General features: G+C 37.1%; 9 protein-coding genes. All 9 read left to right on the top strand.

What is annotated here, in order from left to right:
• The first annotated feature begins 78 nt into the window (after positions 1–78).
• The 9 genes from QE431_RS12290 (at position 79) to QE431_RS12250 (ending at position 20,559) form a co-directional block, all read left to right on the top strand.
• A complete protein-coding gene (locus QE431_RS12290) occupies positions 79–1,503 on the top strand; it encodes an acetylxylan esterase (protein WP_307296235.1) in 1,425 nt (474 codons plus the stop codon).
• A 134-nt stretch (positions 1,504–1,637) separates the two neighbouring features.
• The gene (locus tag QE431_RS12285; protein ID WP_307296233.1) at positions 1,638–4,088 is read left to right on the top strand and encodes a glycoside hydrolase family 95 protein; all 2,451 of its coding nucleotides are present in this window, start codon (positions 1,638–1,640) and stop codon (positions 4,086–4,088) included.
• A gap of 422 nt (positions 4,089–4,510) precedes the next feature.
• Positions 4,511–6,079 carry a glycosyl hydrolase family 65 protein gene (locus QE431_RS12280; protein ID WP_307296231.1) on the top strand — a complete coding sequence of 523 codons (1,569 nt, stop codon included), beginning with the start codon at positions 4,511–4,513 and terminating at the stop codon, positions 6,077–6,079.
• 240 nt (positions 6,080–6,319) lie between these two features.
• Entirely contained in the window at positions 6,320–9,070 is a 2,751-nt protein-coding gene (locus tag QE431_RS12275; protein ID WP_307296229.1) for a glycoside hydrolase family 78 protein, read from the top strand.
• Positions 9,071–9,213: 143 nt separating this feature from the next.
• Positions 9,214–10,359 (top strand): exo-alpha-sialidase, encoded by a 1,146-nt coding sequence (locus QE431_RS12270; RefSeq protein ID WP_307296227.1) that lies wholly within the window; start codon positions 9,214–9,216, stop codon positions 10,357–10,359.
• 95 nt (positions 10,360–10,454) lie between these two features.
• Entirely contained in the window at positions 10,455–11,339 is an 885-nt protein-coding gene (locus QE431_RS12265) for a sugar phosphate isomerase/epimerase (protein WP_307296224.1), read from the top strand.
• A gap of 81 nt (positions 11,340–11,420) precedes the next feature.
• On the top strand, positions 11,421–14,150 hold the full coding sequence (locus QE431_RS12260; RefSeq protein ID WP_307296222.1) for a glycoside hydrolase family 20 zincin-like fold domain-containing protein: 2,730 nt from the start codon (positions 11,421–11,423) through the stop codon (positions 14,148–14,150).
• A gap of 214 nt (positions 14,151–14,364) precedes the next feature.
• The gene (locus QE431_RS12255) at positions 14,365–17,892 is read left to right on the top strand and encodes a malectin domain-containing carbohydrate-binding protein (protein WP_307296220.1); all 3,528 of its coding nucleotides are present in this window, start codon (positions 14,365–14,367) and stop codon (positions 17,890–17,892) included.
• Positions 17,893–18,144: 252 nt separating this feature from the next.
• Positions 18,145–20,559, top strand: a complete 2,415-nt coding sequence (locus QE431_RS12250; protein WP_307296217.1) for a sugar-binding domain-containing protein — start codon at positions 18,145–18,147, stop codon at positions 20,557–20,559.
• Positions 20,560–20,693 lie beyond the last annotated feature (134 nt).

Genomic DNA, 20,693 nt, shown 5'->3' with positions numbered 1-20,693 from the left:
AAATAAAAAATCCGCTTTGATCTGCGTCTTTACGAAGTAAATCCGTTTCATCAGCGTCTAAAATCTCAACAATATAAAATGAAGAATATCAAATATATAATTACAATTGCAGTTTCCATTTTTGCTTTGACATTTGCCAATGCGCAAAGCACTTCTGATACTAATTTTAGAAAACCGGTTTCAGAAACTTTAAAGAAAATCGAAACCGTTTTTAATGTGACGATTAACGACGACCGAGGTTTATTAAAAGGAAAAGAACTCGATTATGCCGACTGGAGAATTGAACCCGGAAATCTGGCTATTTCGTTAACTAACATTCTGGCTCCGTTTGAATTGATGTATTTTAAACAGCCGGATGGAACCTACATTATTCGTAAATATGAAAACCATAAAGTTTCAGTTGATAAAGGAAAAGAACGCTTGTTTTATTTAGAAAGCCTTTATTCGACAAAAGAACAATGGGAAAAACGTAAAACGGAGTTAAAAGCTTGTATGATAACCTCATTTGGATTAGAAAAGGCTCCCCCAATGCCAAAGTCTAAACCACTTTTAACTCCAAAGAGAATTTATAAAGATTACAGCGTAGAAAATATCGCTTTGGAAATCTTGCCAGGTGTTTATGCAACGGGATCGATTTACAAACCGTATCCGTTAAATAAAAAAGCAGCAGTTATTTTAACTCCTGACGGACATTTTGGAGACGGAAGATATAGAAAAGACGAGCAGTACCGTTGCGCCATTATGGCTAAAATGGGCGCTATTGTTGTATCTTATGATTTATTTGCATGGGGAGAATCATTATTGCAGTTTCCTGAAGAAACGCACAGAAATAGTATTGCATCAACAGTTCAGGTTTTAACCGGAATACGTTTTCTGGATTATTTGGCGACGGTAAAAAATGCTGATATGTCAAGAGTTGGTGTTACAGGTGGTTCTGGCGGAGGTTCGCATACGATGTTTTTAGCAGCAATTGATGACAGGGTAAAAGTTTCAGCCCCAGTTGTGATGGTTTCATCTCATTTCTCAGGCGGTTGCCCGTGTGAAAGCGGTCGTGGCATTCACTTATGCGGCAACGGAACAAACAATGCGGAAATCTCAGCAATTATGGCGCCAAAACCGCAATTAATTGTTTCAGATGGAAAAGACTGGACATTGGCGGTTCCCGAATTGGAATTTCCTTTTATTCAGAGAACGTATGAATTGTACGGTAAGAAAGATTTGGTCGAAAATGCTCATTTTGCAAAAGAAGGACATGATTTTGGAGTTTCAAAACGTATGGCTTTGTATCCGTTTATGGCGAAATATTTAAATTTGGATTTGAATAAAGTGAAGAATGATAAAGGCGAAATCGACGAATCGACTTGTGTGATCGAAACTTACGATAAGTTGTATGTTTTTGGAAACAAAGCAGAAAATTTGCCTAAAAATGCTCTGAAAGACATCAACAAATTATATGAAATGTTTGGAGAAAAAAATCTGAAAGTTTACGAGGTTAAAAAATAGCCACGAATTCACGAATTATTAATCTTCATAATCTGCGAGAGTAATTTTTAATTATTGGAGAAATAGATTTGAGAAATTAAACACAAAGAATGATTAGAGTTAATTCGTGAATTCGTGGCGAAAAAAAATATACTATGAAGTTAAAAAGTAAAATTACGGCGATTTGTCTAGGAATTTTTTCGCTTACAGCAACAGCACAAAGTGACCTGAAATTATGGTATGATAAACCAGCTGCAATCTGGAATGAAGCTTTGCCATTAGGTAACGGACGTTTGGGGGCAATGGTTTTTGGTGATCCGGCGGTGGAGCGTTTGCAATTAAATGAAGAAACCATTTGGGCAGGTTCTCCAAACAGCAATGCACATTCCAAATCAATTGAAGCTTTGCCAAAAGTAAGACAGCTTATTTTTGATGGGAAATTTGATGAAGCGCAGGATTTGGCAACAAGAGATATCATGTCGCAAACCAATGACGGAATGCCGTATCAAACTTTTGGAAGCGTTTATATTTCCTTCGCAGGACATCAAAAATATAGCGATTATTACCGTGATTTAGATATCAGCAACGCAACCGCAAAAGTAAAATACAAGGTAAATGGAGTCGAATTTACAAGAGAAATTCTAACCGCATTTTCAGATCAGGTTATTGTGGTAAAACTTTCGGCGAGTCAGCCGGGACAGATTACGTGCAATGTTTTCATGAACAGTCCGATTGATAAAACGGTGGCTTCAACAGAAGGAAACCAAATTATACTTTCGGGTTTAGGGACTAATTTTGAAGGCGTAAAAGGAAAAGTAAAATTTCAGGGAAGATTAACCGCTAAAAATAAAGGTGGCGAAATTAACGCCAGCAACGGAATCTTAAGCATTAACAAAGCCGATGAAGTCACTTTGTATATTTCGATTGCAACGAATTTTAAAAATTATCAGGATATATCGGGCGATGAAATTGCAAAAAGCAAAGACTATTTGGCTAAAGCCGAAGCAAAAGATTTTGAAACGATAAAGAAAACCCACGTTGATTTTTACCAAAAATTCTTCAACAGAGTTTCTTTAAATTTAGGTTCGAATGATTTAGTGAAGCAGCCAACCAATGAAAGAATCCGTGATTTCTCAAAACAATTTGATCCGCAATTGGCGGCATTGTATTTTCAGTTTGGACGTTATCTTTTAATTTCGAGTTCACAGCCAGGCGGACAGCCAGCAAATTTGCAGGGAATTTGGAACGATATGGTAACTCCGCCTTGGGACAGTAAATACACGACAAACATCAATGCAGAGATGAATTATTGGCCTGCACAGGTAACCAATCTTCAGGAAATGCATGAGCCTTTTGTACAAATGGCAAAAGAATTAAGTGTTACGGGCGCAGAAACTGCGAAAATGATGTACAATGCCAGCGGTTGGGTTTTACACCACAATACCGATATCTGGCGTGTAACGGCTCCTGTAGATTCTGCTGCATCAGGAATGTGGCCAACAGGCGGTGCGTGGGTTTGTCAGGATTTATGGGAAAGATATTTGTATACAGGTGATAAAAAATATCTGGCAGAAATTTATCCAATTATGAAAGGAGCTGCAGATTTCTTCCTTGATTTTATGGTCATCGATCCGAATACAAAATATTTGGTGGTTGTTCCTTCGAGTTCTCCCGAAAACACACATGCGGGCGGAACAGGAAAAGCGACAATTGCCTCTGGAACTACAATGGACAATCAACTGATTTTTGATTTGTTTACGCATGTTATTGAGGCTTCAAAATTAGTTTCTTCGGATGCAGTTTATGTGAAAAAAGTAAGTGATGCTTTGGCAAAAATGCCTCCAATGAAGGTTGGAAAACACAGTCAGTTACAAGAATGGCAGGATGATTGGGACAATCCAAAAGACAATCACCGACATGTTTCGCATTTATACGGATTGTATCCGAGTAATCAGATTTCGGCAATTAAAACGCCTGAGTTATTTGAAGCGGCCAAGCAATCTTTGATTTACAGAACAGACGAATCTACAGGCTGGTCGATGGGATGGAAAGTAAATTTGTGGGCGAGACTTTTAGATGGAAATCACGCGTATAAATTAATTCAGGATCAATTGCATTTGGTAACAGCCGACCAAAGAAAAGGCGGAGGAACGTATCCGAATATGTTAGATGCGCATCAGCCGTTTCAAATTGATGGTAACTTTGGATGCACAGCCGGTTTTGCTGAAATGTTAATGCAGAGTCAGGAAGATGCAATACATTTATTACCGGCATTACCAAGCGTTTGGAAAGACGGAAGCATAAAAGGTCTGGTGGCCAGAGGCGGATTTGTAATTGATATGACTTGGAAAAATAATAAAGTTTCGGAGTTGAAAATCTATTCGAAAATTGGAGGAAACTGCCGATTGAAAGTAGAAAATACTTTAAAAGGAAATTCGCTTAAAAAAGCAAAAGGCAAAAATCCAAATCCGTTGTTTTATGATGTCGAAGTAAAGAGACCGATTGTTTCTAGTGAAGCAAAATTGTCTAAAGTACAATTGCCAAATTATAATATTTACGATGTGAATATGAAAGCAGGGCAAACATATACTTTTACTGGGAATTAATAGAGATGTTTTTAGACATGACTGGTTTTTAAAACCTGTCAGGTCTCGATACGTTTCCTGCAAGGTTTTCATAACCTTGTAGGTATAAGTTAGCAAGTCTAGTTTGTCATTTCGACGAAGGAGAAATCTCCACAAGTAACTCCGTAAAGTAAGTTACCAATCTTTGTCGAGCTTCTAACGGAGATTTCTCCTTTCGAAATGACAAAAATGAGGAAAATTGAATTATCAGAAATGCCTACAAGGTTTTGGAAACCTTGCAGGAGTGGAAAACCTGAAAACCTTGCAGGAGTGGGAAACCGCAAAGTTCTCTCGCGTGAGGGATGGAAGTGGAGCTCTCCCGATTTTTCATCGGGAAGCGGGAACGGACAGCCCGGCCCGGAGGGACACGCCCAAATAATGAATTTTATAATTAGATTTTAAATATGTTACATCATTTTAAATACAAAATAATTGCTTTATTTATCTTAGTTTCAACTTTAAATATAAGTTGTAAATCGGGTGCAGGGCATTCTCAAAAAGGAAAAGCGGTTATTTTAAAAGAAAAAAACTGCAAACATTATGTTGATTATTTCAACACGATGGAAGATGAAAATTTGAAATTTGCGATTCCGAATGATAGTGCGTGGACTTGGATGGAAAAGAATATTCCGTTGTTTGAATGTCCGCAGCAGAATTTTGAGGAGATTTATTATTTCCGTTGGTGGAGTGCGAGAAAGCATATTAAAAAAACACCGCAGGGATTTGCGATTACTGAGTTTTTGGTAGATCGTTCGTATGCAGATAAATACAATATGATCAGCTGTGCTTTGGGGCATCACATTAACGAATTCAGATGGGTTCATGATCCGCAGTATATTGAGCAGGATGTGAAAATTTGGTACCGAGGAAATGATGGAAAACCGATGAACAAATTGTATAAATTCAGCAGTTGGACAGCCGATGCTTTGTACAATCGTTATTTGGTGAATAAGGATGAAAAATTCTTATGGGATATGTATCCAGACATGGTAATAGATTATGCTGTTTGGGAAAAAGACCGTCAGCGCAAGGATGGTTTGTTTTGGCAGCATGATGTAAAAGATGGGATGGAAGAATCTTTAAGTGGCGGGCGTAAAGTGCAAAATGCAAGACCAACGATTAACAGTTATATGTATGGGAACGCTATGGCGATTTCTAAAATGGCTGCTATGAAAGGCGATAAGGAAGCGGAAGCAAAATTCAAAGCGAAAGCGGATGTTTTACAGCAATTAGTCGAAACCAAATTATGGAATACTAAAAGTGAGTTTTTTGAAACTTTAACAGAAAAAGATACATTAGCGCAGGTTAGAGAAGCGATAGGATTTATTCCGTGGTATTTTAATCTTCCTGAAAAAGGGAAAGGTTTTGAAAAAGCGTGGGAACAAATTAAGGACGAAAAAGGATTTTCGGCGCCGTTTGGTTTGACAACAGCCGAAAGAAGAAGTCCGCGTTTTAGAACTCACGGAACCGGAACCTGCGAGTGGGACGGAGCAATCTGGCCATTTGCAAGTTCGCAGACCTTAACGGCTTTAGCGAATGTTTTGAATAATTACGATCAAAATTTTGTCGCAAAGACGGATTATTTCAAACAAATGGATTTGTACGTACAGTCACAATATTACAGAGGGAAACCTTATCTTGGCGAGTATTTAGACGAAACAACAGGATATTGGCTAATGGGCGACAGAGAAAGAAGCCGTTATTATAATCACTCGACTTTTAACGATTTGATGATTACAGGATTGGTTGGTTTGCGTCCGAGAACCGATGAAAAGATAGAAGTGAATCCGTTGATTCCACAGGAAAAATGGGATTGGTTTTGTCTGGATAATGTTTTGTATCACGGCAATATTATTACGATTCTTTGGGATAAAACCGGAGAAAAATATAAAAAAGGAAAAGGCTTCAGGATCTTTAAAAACGGAAAAGAAATTGCTTTTTCTGAGAGATTGGAGAAGTTGGTTTCTGAGTAAATATTAGCCACAGATTTTAAGGATTAAATGGATTTACACAGAGTTTTATTTCTCATTTTTGTCATTTCCATCCCGAGGCTTCGGGAGAGAAATCTTCGCAAGTAACTCCGCAACAATAATCCAATCTTTGTCGAGCTCCTCGTGGAGATTTCTCCTTCGTCGAAATGACAATACTTTGTCTATTAAAAATATAAAAGACCTAACAGGTTTTAAAAACCTGTTAGGAGAAAAAATAATACCATGAAAAAGTTTTTTTTACATCTAATAATAATCCTCTCACTTTTTACACTTTCGGCGAAAGCCCAAAATAAAATGAGTGTTGTGGATTTAAAATGCGAAATGCTGACCAATCCGGAAGGAATTGATGTTTTACAGCCAAGATTGAGCTGGAAAATAAAAGCAAATGTAAATGATGTAAAACAAACCCATTATCAAATTTTAGCGGCTTCAACGTTAGAAAAGCTAAACGCAGGAAACGGTGATTTATGGGATAGTGGAAAAGTACAAAGCGATGAATCTGTAAACGTAATTTATAACGGAAAAAAACTAAAAGACAGACAAGATGTTTACTGGAAAGTAATTATTTCTACCAATAAAGGTGAAGTAAAATCAGTAGAACCGGCTCATTTCAGCATTGGAATTTTGACTTATGCCGACTGGAAATCGACGCGTTGGATTGGGTATGAAAAAACTTCTCCGGGCGATAGTATTTCGCAATATTCTCGATTATCAGCCCGATATTTAAGAAAAGAAATTGACTTGAAAAAGAAGGTCAAAAATGCCAAAGTTTATATCATCGGAATGGGCTTGTACGAGCTGTACATTAACGGAAATAAAATTGGCGATCAGGTTTTGGCTCCTGTTCCTACGGATTATACGAAGAATGTGAAATACAATGTTTTTGATGTGACTTCGCAACTGAAAGAAGGCAAAAATGCATTGGGGACAATTTTAGGAAACGGACGTTTTTTTACCATGCGTCAGGATTATAAGCCTTATAAAATCAAAACTTTTGGATATCCGAAAATGGCTTTGCAGTTGTTTGTAGAATATACGGATGGAAGCAAAGACGTTATTCGCACAGACGATACCTGGAAAATAACAACTGACGGACCAATCTTGTCGAACAACGAATACGACGGAGAAGAATACGATGCACGTAAAGAAATGAAAGGCTGGAATACCATTAATTTTAATGATAAAAAATGGCTTTCGGCAGAATATGTTCAGGAACCAGGCGGATTCTATGAAGGGCAGATGTCGGCAAATATGAAAATTAAACGCGAAGTAAAGCCTATTTCAATCAAACAGACACCAAAAGGAACTTATATCTTAGATATGGGACAGAACATGGTAGGATGGTTGCAATTGAAAGTGAAAGGAAATGCGGGCGACAAAATCACGATGAAGTTTGCAGAATCTTTACAGCAAGATGGTTCGTTATATATTGCCAATTTACGTGATGCCAAAACGACTGATATTTATACTTTAAAAGGCGAAGGAGAAGAAGTTTGGGAACCTCGTTTTATTTTTCACGGTTTTAGATTTGTCGAAATTTCAGGTTTTAAAACAAAACCAAGTTTAGAAAATTTTATTGGAAAAGTGGTTTATGATGATATTGCCACAACAGGAACTTTCGATTCTTCAAACCCAATAATGAATCAGATTTTTAAAAATGCGTGGTGGGGAATCAGCGGGAATTATAAAGGAATGCCAATTGATTGTCCGCAAAGAAACGAGCGTCAGCCTTGGTTGGGAGACAGAACAACAGGGGCTTATGGTGAAAGTTTCTTATTTGATAACCAAACATTATATGCAAAATGGCTCGACGATATTAAAAACGCACAAACTATTGACGGCGGAATTCCAGATGTTGCGCCAGCTTTCTGGCGTTATTACGGTGATAATGTGACTTGGCCGGGAACCTATATTACGGTTGCCGATATGCTGTATCAGCAGTTTGGAGACAAAAAAGTAATTGAAAAACAATATCCGTCTATGAAAAAATGGATGGATTATATGGAAGAAAATTATTTGGTAGATGATATCATGACCAAAGATAAATACGGTGATTGGTGCGTTCCGCCAGAATCTTTGGAGTTAATTCGTTCTAAAGATCCTGCTCGTTTAACAGATGGAGAATTGATCTCGAGCGCCTTTTTCTATCAGCTTTTAAATACGATGAAAAAGTTTGCAGTAATTGCTAATGCTGAAAAAGACATTCCACATTATAAGGATCTGGCTTCGAGAATTAAAAAAGCATTCAATGCGAAATATTTTAATGCATCAAAAAACAATTACGCCAACAATACTGTAACAGCCAATCTTTTGCCGTTGACTTTCGGAATGGTTCCCGAGGAATTACAACAAAAAGTATTTGAAAATTTGGTGCACGAGGTTGAAGTAACTAAAAACGGTCATGTAAGCACAGGAGTTATCGGAACGCAGTTTTTAATGCGAACACTGACTAATTTTGGACGAGGTGATTTGGCTTTTAAATTGGCATCAAACAAAACCTATCCAAGCTGGGGTTATATGGTTGAAAACGGTGCAACCACTATTTGGGAACTTTGGAACGGAAACACTGCAGATCCTGCCATGAATTCGCAAAATCACGTGATGCTTTTGGGCGATTTATTGATTTGGTATTACGAAAATATGGCGGGAATCAAAAGTAATCCTGAAACTCCAGGTTTCAAACAAATTATTATGAAACCTGATTTTGATGCTGGATTGACTTACGTAAATGCTTCTTACGAATCGATTTACGGTTTAATTAAAAGCGACTGGAAAAAAGATAAAAAAGCTTTAGTTTGGAACGTTACTATTCCCGAAAATACTTCGGCTGTTGTGTATCTTCCGACAACAGATATTTCGGCTGTTTCCATCAATAAACAGAAGCTGGATAAGACTTCTCATGCTTTTTCAGTAGAAAAAAATCAAATAATTGTCACACTTTCGTCAGGAAATTTTGCGATATACGTTAAATAATTTGCATTTTTAATAATTCGGGACAGTACAGGATACATTGTTAATTTTTTGGTGTTATTTTTACACTTATTAAATATTTTTACCTAAAAAAATGTTAGGTATGTATTTATAGTCAAAAAAAATAATTCATAATTTAATTAAGAATGAAAATAACAAAATTAGCATTTGTCTTGTTTGGACTTTTCCTTTTAGGAAGTTGTAAGTCGGCTTTAGAGAAAAAGACTTGGAAAGAAGGAATTTTAGTAGATCAGTTTATTTACGATAAAGCGCCTTATCCGTCTTGCCACGCTGTTACAATTGTCGAAGCTACAAATGGTGATTTAGTTGCTTCTTGGTTCGGTGGAACTCACGAAAGACATCCTGATGTTTGTATTTATGTCGCTATTAAACCTAAAGGAAGCGATACTTGGAATGAAGGCGTAAAAGTTGCAGATGGAGTAATGAAAGAAGGTCCGAGATTACCAACATGGAATCCGGTTTTATATCAAATTCCAGGTGGTGATTTAATGCTTTTCTACAAAATCGGACCAAAACCATCAGAATGGTGGGGCGTAATCAGAACTTCATCTGACGGCGGAAAAACATGGTCTGAGGCTCAAAAAATGCCAGACGGTTTCTTAGGGCCAATTAAAAATAAACCTGTTTTATTAAGCAACGGAACTTTATTATGTCCGTCAAGTATCGAAGGCGACGGCTGGAGACTGCGTATGGAATCGACTCCTGATTTCGGAAAAACTTGGGTAATGGGCGATACGCTTCCAAGAGGAAAACAAAAAATCAATGCGATTCAGCCCAGTATTTTATTTCATAAAGACGGAAGTATTCAGGCCATCGGGAGAACCAGAAACAGAGCTATTTTCAGCACTTTCTCAAAAGACAACGGAAAAACTTGGTCTGATATTGAGTTAATCGGACTTCCAAATAACAACTCAGGAACAGATGCCGTAACTCTTAAAAACGGCAAACATTTATTAGTGTACAATCACGTTTTACCTCCTGGCAAAGAAGCAAAAGGTCCAAGAACACCTTTAAATGTTTCGATTTCGGATGACGGAATCAATTGGAAAGCCGCTTTGGTTTTAGAAGATTCAAAAATCAGCCAGTATTCGTATCCATCTATGATTCAGAGTTCTGATGGAATGGTGCATATCGTATACACTTGGAGAAGAGAAAAACTGAAATATGTAAAAATCGATCCAACGAAGTTAAAAGCACTTCCAATCAAAAACGGAATTTGGCCGGGCGAAGAAGGAAAAGTTGTAACGGCTGTTAAGGCTGAAGAAGAGTAAAAAAAAGTTCGCCACGAATTTCACTAATTTCCACGAATTTTTTAAAAATAGTAATTCGCGAAAATTAGTGCAATTTGTGGCAAAAAAATATAGACATGAAATTAAAAAAACATTTATTAATTGCCTTCCTTGTTGTTCTGTCAACAACATTCAACAGTTGTGCAACGGCTCAGTCTTCCAATAAAAAGCAAAAATACAAAGTGGCAGTTTGCGACTGGATGATTTTAAAAAGACAAAAACTGGGCGCTTTTGGTCTAGCAGCTGAATTAAAAGCAGACGGAATCGAACTGGACATGGGAGGTTTAGGAAACCGACCAACTTTTGACAGCAAATTAGGTGATCCAGTTGAGAGACAAAAATTTTTAGATAAATCGAAAGAAACCGGTGTTGGAGTCAGTTCTATTGCGATGTCTGGATTTTATGCGCAGTCTTTTGCCACGAGAGAAATCACGCCAATGATTACGGATTGTATTCAAGCCATGAAAAATATGAAAGTTAAAGTGGCCTATCTTCCGTTAGGAACTCAAACCGATTTGGTTAAGAATCCAGAATTACGTCCAGAAGTGATCAAGAGATTGCAGTGGGCAGGAAAAGAAGTGGGGAAAATTGGTGGAGTTATCGCTATTGAAACTTCTTTGGGTGCTACAGAAGAGAAAAAACTTTTAGAAGAAGTGGATTCCAAATATATTAAAAGCTCTTTCAATTTTGCCAATGCAGTTGACAATGGCAGAGATATTTCATCAGAATTAAAAATTCTAGGAAAGAAATATTTAGCACAGATTCATGCATCAAACACCGATCAGTTTTGGTTAGAAAATGATAAAGCGATCGATATGCCAAAAATCAAACAGACATTAGACGAAATGAAATGGAGCGGATGGCTGATTGTAGAACGTTCTCGTGACGTGACACAAGTGCACAATGTAAAAGCCAATTACGGTGCGAATGTAGCATATTTGAAAAAGATTTTTCAGAATTAATATTTACTTCTATCAGACCTAACAGGTTTTTAAAACCTGTTAGGTCTCGAAACGTATTCCCAAAGAATAAAACACAATACAATGAAATATTTACAATTACTTTTTTTATGTTTTTATGTCTCTTTCGCGACAGCGCAGAACATCACAGTTGTGAGTGATCCGAGTTCGCCGAGAGCAAAATTTGGCGCAGAGAAATTATCTGAAATACTTACAGCAAAAGGTTTCAGCGTAACTTCTTCTGATAAATTCAAAAAATCAAAAGATAAAGTAATTGTTATTGGTGAAAAAGGAACTGATTTCTGGAAAAAAAATGCTAAAAGCGCTAAAATCGATGATAGTAAACTGAATAAAAAAGAAGGTTTTCAGATTCGTACTCAAAATAATATAATTTATGTACAAGGAACAGATGCTTCTGGAGCCTTGTATGGCTCTTTAGAATTAGCGGACCGTATTAAAAGTTCGGGAAAACTTCCGTCAGAAATTAATTTGGATGATAGTCCAGAAATGGTTTTAAGAGGAGCTTGCATCGGAATGCAGAAACCGGTTTATCTTCCGGGCCGTGACGTTTACGAATATCCGTATACACCAGAAACTTTTCCTTGGTTTTACGATAAAGCTTTATGGATAAAATATCTGGATATGCTGGTTGAAAACCGCATGAATTCTTTGTATTTATGGAACGGACATCCGTTTGCTTCCTTAGTGAAATTAAAAGAATATCCGTTTGCTGTAGAAGTAAGCGATGAAGATTTCAAAAAGAACGAAGAAATCTATAAATTTTTAACGGTAGAAGCGAACAAAAGAGGAATCTGGGTAATTCAGATGTTCTATAATATTATCGTTTCTAAGCCTTTTGCAGAACATTACAACATTAAAACACAAGATCGTTCGCGTCCAATTACGCCATTACTTTCAGATTATACCAGAAAATCGATTGCTGCTTTTATTGAAAAATATCCAAATGTTGGATTAATGGTTTGTTTGGGAGAAGCAATTAATACGGTTGATGACGATGTGGAATGGTTCACCAAAACGATTATTCCAGGCGTTCGCGACGGTTTACAAGCATTAGGAAAAACGGAGGAACCACCAATTATTTTACGTTCTCACGATACAGACGGGCCTTTGGTTATGGAAAAATCACTTCCATTATATAAAAACTTATATACAGAAAGTAAATATACAGGAGAATCTTTAACGACTTATACGCCAGGCGGACCTTGGGGCGAAACGCATAAACAGTTAAGCGCTTTAAAATCAATTCACATTGAGAACGTTCATATTTTGGCCAACTTAGAACCTTTCAGATACGGTTCGCCGGACTTTATTCAAAAAACGGTTAAAGCCATGCACAGCGTTCATGGAGCCAATGCATTACATTTATATCCACAGGCATCGTATTGGGATTGGCCTTACTCGGCAGATAAAACTAAATCAGGCGAGCGTTTACTAGAAATGGATCGTGACTGGATTTGGTACAAAGCTTGGGCAAGATATGCGTGGGACAGCAAAAGAGACCGAAATGAAGAGGTGAAATTCTGGGATAATGATTTAGCTGCCAAATTTGGAACTAGTCAGGAAGCTGCGAATAACATTTTAAAAGCCTACGAAGAAACAGGAGAAATTGCTCCAAAAACCTTAAGGCGTTTCGGAATTACCGAAGGAAACCGTCAAACCTTATTGTTAGGAATGTTCGAAAGCCAATTGGTAAATCCGTCGAAATGGAGAGTTTATCCTGGATTCCACGAATCGTGCGGTCCTGCAGGCGAATTGCTTTTAGAATATGCTAAAAAGGAATGGAATAAAGAACCGCATTCGGGCGAACTTCCAACACAAATTATTGCCGAAATCACAGAACACGGAAGATTAGCTGTTGAAGCCATCGACAAAGCCGAAGCAAGCGTAACCAAAGACAAAGAAGAATTTGCACGCCTTAAAAACGATATGCATGCTTACAAAGCTTTCGCAGATTTCTTTTCAGAAAAAGTAAAAGCAGCCTTATTGGTTTTAAGATACAGTTATTCAAATGATATTGCCGATTTAGACAAAGCAATGCCTCATTTGGAGAAAAGTATCGAGTATTACGAATTATTGGTAAACCTGACAAAAGACACATACTATTATGCCAACAGTATGCAGACAGCACAGCGCCGAATTCCGATTGGAGGCGATGACGGAAACAACAAAACATGGGCTGAATTGTTACCGCATTACGAACGTGAATTGGCTAATTTTAAAAGAAATTTAGAGAAATTAAAAGCTTCAAAAGACGGAAAAATTGAAACTAAAGAAGGAAAACCTTGGAAAACGGCCGAAGTTACTTTCATCGACGAAAAACCGGGAACTTATTTAGTAAAACCAGGAACGAAAGTTTACGGAACCGATATTTCTGAATTAACCAAAATTGCTCCTGAACTTCAAAACTTAAGAGGATTTTCGTTTGCAGAAAACGACCAGAACGAAAAAGGAACACATTTGAAGTTTAGAAACACAAAAGCGGTTAAATTAGTGGTTGGTTATTTCAATTCAGATCAAAAGAGATTTTTGTTACCGCCAAGTTTAGAAACCGATGCAGCAGGAAACGCACACGGTCAGGCCGAAGTGATTTTAGCAAGTGCCATGAATTTAAAAGAGCTTCCGAGAGTAAACATTCATACCTATACTTTCCAGCCTGGCGAAAATAAATTAGATTTAGGAAAAGGAAAAGTATTGATTTTAGGTTTCATCGACGCAGATCAAATCATCACACCGCGTGATGTTGGATATATTGATGCAGGAGAGAAAGCAGCTATTGACTGGTTGTTTTATTAATAAGATTTAGGGCGTGTCCCTTCGGGTCGGGCTTTCGGCTATATCTTTTATTCCGCTACGCTTCATAAAAGGATACCGCCTCAATCCCTCACGCGAATAAAAGTAAGGGAAGGCCAATGCGTTCCTGCAAGGTTTTCAAAACCTTGTAGGTTTAATATTAACTTTCATTTATAATACCTACAAGGTTTTGAAAACCTTGCAGGAAATAGAAAATATGAAAAGAATAGTTTTTTTTATTTTTTGTTTTTTTTCAAGTCTTTGCTTTGTTTGGAGTCAGAGCAAAGGGTCAGGGAAGCTTCGTAAAGAAATTTCGCTGAATTCATCTTGGGAAACCGTAATACTGGATAATCTTCCGCTGAAAGAAGAAGATTTTGTAGAAAATCCAAAAACTGATTCCAATTGGCAAAAGGTAAGTGTGCCTCACAATTGGGATCAGTATTATGGTTTCAGAAGAACAAAACATGGAAATTTACATGGTACTGCTTGGTACAAAAAATCTTTAAAACTGGATAAAAAAGATGTTTCTAAAAAGCTTTTCCTCTATTTTGAAGGCGTCAGTTCATACGCAACAGTTTGGGTAAACGGCAAAAAAGTCGGTGAACACAAAGGCGGTAGAACCACTTTCACATTAGATATAACAAAAGCCGTTTCTTTCGATAAAGAAAACCAGATTTTGGTTAAAGCAGCACATCCATCTTTTATTGCCGATCTTCCTTGGGTTTGCGGAGGATGTTCCGGAGAATGGGGATTCTCGGAAGGCTCTCAGCCAATGGGAATTTTTAGACCAGTTACGTTAGTTGTTACAAACGACGTTAGAATAGAACCTTTTGGCGTTCATATCTGGAATGATAAATCGGTTTCCAAACAAAAAGCCATTCTTCATACTACAACACAAATCAGGAATTACGGAACTTCAAACCGAAATTTAACGATTGAAAACATTCTATTTGATGCTTCAGGAAAGAAAACTGTTATTACAAAAAGTGATGTCAAATACGTTTCAGGAGAAATAAAAGAAATAACACAAACACTTCCAGAGATTGTAAATCCGAAATTATGGTCGCCGTCCAAGCCGTATTTGTATAAATTGGTGACTTCTATTTATGAAAACGGAAAAATAATCGATCAGTTAACAACCCCTTACGGAATCCGCTGGGTAAGCTGGCCGGTGAGCCGTGACGGAAAAGAGAATCGTTTTTTTATCAATGACGAACCCTTATTCATCAACGGAACTTGCGAATACGAACATTTAATTGGAAACAGTCATTCGTTTTCAGACGAAATGATTCATTCCAGAATAGAGCAAATCAAAGCGGGTGGATTTAACGCTTTTAGAGAAGCGCATCAGCCTCATAATTTATTATACCAAAAAGAATTAGACGAAAACGGAATTTTATTTTGGAGTCAGTTTTCGGCGCATATTTGGTACGATACGCCGGAGTTTAAAGAAAATTTTAAAACCCTTTTACGCGAATGGATTAAGGAACGCAGAAACAGTCCGTCGGTGGTGATGTGGGGATTGCAGAATGAAAGCACTATTCCGAAAGAATTTGCTGAAGAATGCACTCAGATTATCCGCGAAATGGATCCGTTATCAGCTTCTCAAAGAATCGTGACGACTTGTAATGGAGGAGAAGGAACAGACTGGAATGTGGTGCAGAACTGGTCAGGAACGTATGGCGGAGATCCTTTAAAATATCACTTGGAAATGAGCACGCAGTTATTAAACGGCGAATATGGCGCGTGGCGTTCAGCTGATTTACATACCGAAGGCGAGTTTGACCAAAAAGGAACTTTGAGCGAAAACAGATTCTCTCAATTAATGGAAATTAAAGTCCGCGAAGCCGAATCGGTGAAAGATAAAATAGCGGGGCAGTTCAATTGGCTTTTTGCTTCGCACGAAAATCCGGGCCGTGTGCAAAACGGAGAAGGATTTCGAGATATCGACAAAGTAGGGCCTGTTAATTATAAAGGACTTTTCACGATTTGGGGTGAACCTTTAAATGCGTTTTATATGTACAGAGCCAATTACGTTTCGAACAAAACCAATCCGATGGTGTATATCGTTTCGCACACTTGGCCAAGCCGTTGGGATAAACCGGGTATCAAAAACGGAGTCGATATTTATTCGAATTGTGATGAAGTAGAATTGTTTAATGACGTCAATAAATCTTCTTTAGGGAAATTAAAAAATCCAGGAATTGGACAGCATTTCCAGTTTAATAATGTCAATATTCAATACAACGTTTTGTACGCTGTTGGATACGTAAACGGGAAAGCGGTTGCTAAAGATTTTATCGTTTTGAATACACTTCCGAAAGCGCCAAATTTAGCCGATTTAACTCCTAAAAAAACAGATTTATTAAAAGATAAAAAAGGATATAATTATATCTACAGAGTAAATTGCGGTGGATCTGAATTCACTGATAGTTCAGGAAACACTTGGTTTACAGATACACACAAAAGCGGAAAATATACTTGGGGTTCTTCATCATGGACAGATAATTTTGAAAAACTTCCGGATTTTTTTGCAAGTCAGAGAACGACTTTTGACCCAATAAACGGTACAAAAGATCCTGAATTATTCCAGAGTTTTAGATATGGCGTTGACAAATTGCGTTATGAATTTCCTGTTCCCGACGGAGAATATTTAGTAGAATTATACTTCACAGAACCGTGGTACGGAACCGGAGGCGGAATGGACTGCAAAGGCTGGCGTTTATTTGATGTTGCGATTAACGAAAATGTCGTTTTAAAAGATTTTGATATTTGGGCAGAAACGGGACACGATCAAGCTTTGAAGAAAACTTTTGTCGTAAAAAGTAAAGACGGAAAAATTGTGATTTCCTTTCCGAATGTAAAAGCAGGGCAGGCTATCATTTCTGCAATTGCCGTCGGAACTAAAGATCGAAAACTGAGACCTGCAGATGCTTCGCCAAAAAATATTGAGAATTTGGTTCTGGATTCGTATGAGAAAACCAACCGAATAGCTTCGTGGATGGATATCAATTCAAAACAATTTTCAGATTCTGATGTTGTTTTTACCGAATTGCCTTCTGAATTATTTGGTGCCGATTATTTACAATTTTCGGTTACTTCTAAAAATAAAGGTTCGTTTACTGCCAAAGAAGATTCGAATATTTATGTTTTGGCTGATAGCAAAATGAAAGAATCAACTTCATTTTCTGATTATAAAAAAGTAGACGAAATAGCGAAAAACAGCAATGGAGCTTCATTTACGATCTTCAATAAAAAAGTAAAAAAAGGAGAAAAAATTCTTTTTGATAATGCTGAATCGATAAGCACAATTGCGGTTGTTCCAGTTTATGATATGGGCGAAAAAGACGATTCAAGACCTGTTGTAATCATTGAAGCTGAAAACGCCAAAACGACCGGGACAGGAATTGAAAAAGGAAATTTCAAAAAAGCCGATTATATTGAGTTTACCAAAAAAACAGCAAACAGCATTCAGTTTGAAGTAAAACCTGGTGTAGCGGGAATTTATTTGATGCGTTTTAAATTCATGAACAGAAATGAAACGCCATTAAAAGTCAAATTTAAAATGGAAGATGCGTACGGAATTTTAATGCGAAACGATACCATTGAGTTTTTTACAGCACCAGAAAAATGGAAGATTTTAAATACAACATCCGGCGGTTATATTAATGCGGGAACGTATAAAATTACATTAGAAGGCGATGATTTTAAAGGATTGATGCTCGATAATTTCGAATTTCAATAGGTTTTTTTTGAGGTTCAAAGGGGCAGAGGGACAAAGGTTCATAGTTTTTTAGGTTTGTCAGGCTGAGTGAAGTCGAAGCCCCGCAAAGTATTGCCCTCATTTTTGTCATTTCGAGGAACGAGAAATCTTCTCAAGAAGCTCGACAAAGATTGGTAATTCACGTTGTGGAGTTACTAATGAAGATTTCTGCTTCGTCGAAATGACAAGATTGGAGAAAATGCTAATTTTTAAAAATGATTATTTAAATATATTATGATTTTAAAAAAGATAATAATTGCTTTAACAATACTGTTTTCAGTATCAATTTTTGCACAAAAACAAGCCAGAATTGTCGAAGATTTCAATAAAAACTGGAACTTCAAATTAGGAGATTATCCAGATGCAATTCAAGCAAATTTCGATGCGAAAGATTGGAGAACGCTTCAACTGCCTCATGACTGGAGTATTGAAGGTGCTTTTGATAAAGATGCTAAAACCAAACAAGCGCAGGGATTTTTGCCTGCTGGAAAAGGCTGGTACCGCAAAGTGTTCACTGTTCCTGCAAATTGGAAAAACAAAACGGTTTCAATAGAATTTGATGGCGTTTTTAAGAACAGCGAAGTTTTCATAAATGGAAAATCATTAGGAATGCGTCCAAATGGTTATATTTCTTTTGGTTATGATTTATCGAAATATGTCAACTTTGGAAAAGAGAATATTATCGCGGTAAAAGTCGATAACGATGCGCAGCCCAATTCAAGGTGGTACACAGGATCTGGAATTTATAGAAATGTGCGTTTGGTTGCTAGCGAAAAATTGCACGTTGGAAAGTGGGGAACTTTTGTAACCACGCCTGAAGTTTCTGCAGCAAAATCTAAGATTCATTTAGAAGTTACGATTGATAATGACAACGAAACTTCGAAAGAATTTAAACTGGTTACTTCAGTTTTAAATGCTGACAATAAAGAAGTAGCTAATTTCACTACAACAGAAAAAATATCGGCTAAAACTTCAGAGAAAAAGATTCACGATTTGGTTTTAAATCAGCCAAAATTGTGGGATACTGAAAACCCGTATTTGTATAAAGTGGTTACTAAAATTTACGAAAAATCGAAATTAGTTGACAATTACGAAACGCCTCTTGGTTTCCGTTTCTTTAGTTTTGATTCAGAGAAAGGATTTTCTTTAAACGGAAAACCAACGAAGATTTTGGGAGTCTGCCTTCATCATGATAACGGCGCTTTGGGAGCGGTTGAAAATATTCATGCGGTGAGAAGAAAACTGACTTTGATGAAAGAAATGGGCGCAAACGCTATTAGAATGTCTCATAACCCTCATTCTTTAGAAATGATGCAATTGTGTGACGAAATGGGGTTCATCGTTCAGGACGAAGCTTTTGACGTTTGGAAAAAGAAAAAAGTGACCAACGATTATCACAAAGATTGGGATGTGTGGCACAAACAGGATTTAGAAGATTTTATTAAAAGAGACCGAAATCATCCATCGGTTATGATGTGGAGTATTGGGAATGAAATTAGAGAACAATTTGATTCTACAGGAATTGCGATTACTAGAGAATTGGCTAAAATCGTAAAATCGCTAGATACAACACGTCCTGTGACTTCGGCTTTGACCGAAAATGTTATTGAGAAGAATTTTATTTACCAGTCGGGAGCTTTGGATCTTTTAGGGTTTAATTATAAACACGAAGATTATAAAGATTTTCCAACTCGTTTTAAAGGGCAGAAAATATTAGCTTCAGAAAGCGTTTCGGCTTTAGAAACACGCGGACATTATGATTTTCCTGATGGAATTAAAGCATGGCCAACCAAACACGGCGCTCCGTTTGATGGTAACGCAGATTGGACGGTTTCGGCTTACGATCAGGTGAAATCGTACTGGGGCGCAACGCACGAAGAAAACTGGAAAACGATTAAAAGTCAGGATTTCATGGCGGGAACTTTTATCTGGACCGGTTTTGATTATATCGGAGAACCTGATCCGTATCCGTATCCAGCGAGAAGTTCTTATTTCGGAATTGTTGATTTGGCCGGACTTCCAAAAGATGTGTATTATATGTACCAAAGTGAATGGTCGAACAAAACAATGCTGTATATTTTTCCGCATTGGAATTGGAAAAAAGATCAGGAAGTAGAAGTTTGGGCGTATTATAATAATGCCGATGAAGTAGAATTATTCTTAAACGGAAAATCTCTCGGAACAAAATCAAAACAAAATGATGATTTGCATATTTCATGGAAAGTGAAATTTGAACCAGGAACGATAAAAGCGATTTCAAGAAAGAACGGAAAAGTAGTTTTAGAAAAGGAAATTCACACAGCAGGAGAAGCGTCAAAAATTGATTTGAAAGCAGAAAAAACTACAATCAAAAACGATACTTACGATTTGATTTATGTAACGGTTTCTATGATAGATAAAGATGGAAACTTATTGCCAAATGCCATGGATTTAATTAATTTTGAAGTGACTGGCGGAGGAAAATTAGTTGGCGTTGATAATGGTTATCAGGCTAATTTGGATTCTTTTAAAGCGAATTCTTGTAAGTTGTTTAATGGTAAATGTGTTGCAATTATTCAATCAAACGGAAAAAAAGAAAATATTCAGTTGAAGGCGACGATAGGAAATGGAATTCAAGGTTCGTCGATTAATATAAAGGTTAATCGTTGAATTTATATTTCGCCCCGCTGGGGCTTTCTTCGTGATTTTTACCGTTTTCTATAAATATTCGCTCCGCTGGAGCTTGTTCTAAAGAATTAAATAGTTTTCAGCTCTGGAAGAGCGAAATATTTATAGAAAAGAAT

This window comes from Flavobacterium sp. SORGH_AS_0622 (assembly GCF_030818825.1).
In the GTDB taxonomy this organism is placed as follows: domain Bacteria; phylum Bacteroidota; class Bacteroidia; order Flavobacteriales; family Flavobacteriaceae; genus Flavobacterium.
This window is presented reverse-complemented; position numbering and strand designations above follow the sequence as displayed.

What these genes read in the sequence shown, in the direction of transcription:
- QE431_RS12290 (WP_307296235.1), top strand. Translation starts at nt 79, where the DNA reads ATGAAGAATATCAAATATATAATTACAATTGCAGTTTCCATTTTTGCT.
- QE431_RS12285 (WP_307296233.1), top strand. Translation starts at nt 1,638, where the DNA reads ATGAAGTTAAAAAGTAAAATTACGGCGATTTGTCTAGGAATTTTTTCG.
- QE431_RS12280 (WP_307296231.1), top strand. Translation starts at nt 4,511, where the DNA reads ATGTTACATCATTTTAAATACAAAATAATTGCTTTATTTATCTTAGTT.
- QE431_RS12275 (WP_307296229.1), top strand. Translation starts at nt 6,320, where the DNA reads ATGAAAAAGTTTTTTTTACATCTAATAATAATCCTCTCACTTTTTACA.
- QE431_RS12270 (WP_307296227.1), top strand. Translation starts at nt 9,214, where the DNA reads ATGAAAATAACAAAATTAGCATTTGTCTTGTTTGGACTTTTCCTTTTA.
- QE431_RS12265 (WP_307296224.1), top strand. Translation starts at nt 10,455, where the DNA reads ATGAAATTAAAAAAACATTTATTAATTGCCTTCCTTGTTGTTCTGTCA.
- QE431_RS12260 (WP_307296222.1), top strand. Translation starts at nt 11,421, where the DNA reads ATGAAATATTTACAATTACTTTTTTTATGTTTTTATGTCTCTTTCGCG.
- QE431_RS12255 (WP_307296220.1), top strand. Translation starts at nt 14,365, where the DNA reads ATGAAAAGAATAGTTTTTTTTATTTTTTGTTTTTTTTCAAGTCTTTGC.
- QE431_RS12250 (WP_307296217.1), top strand. Translation starts at nt 18,145, where the DNA reads ATGATTTTAAAAAAGATAATAATTGCTTTAACAATACTGTTTTCAGTA.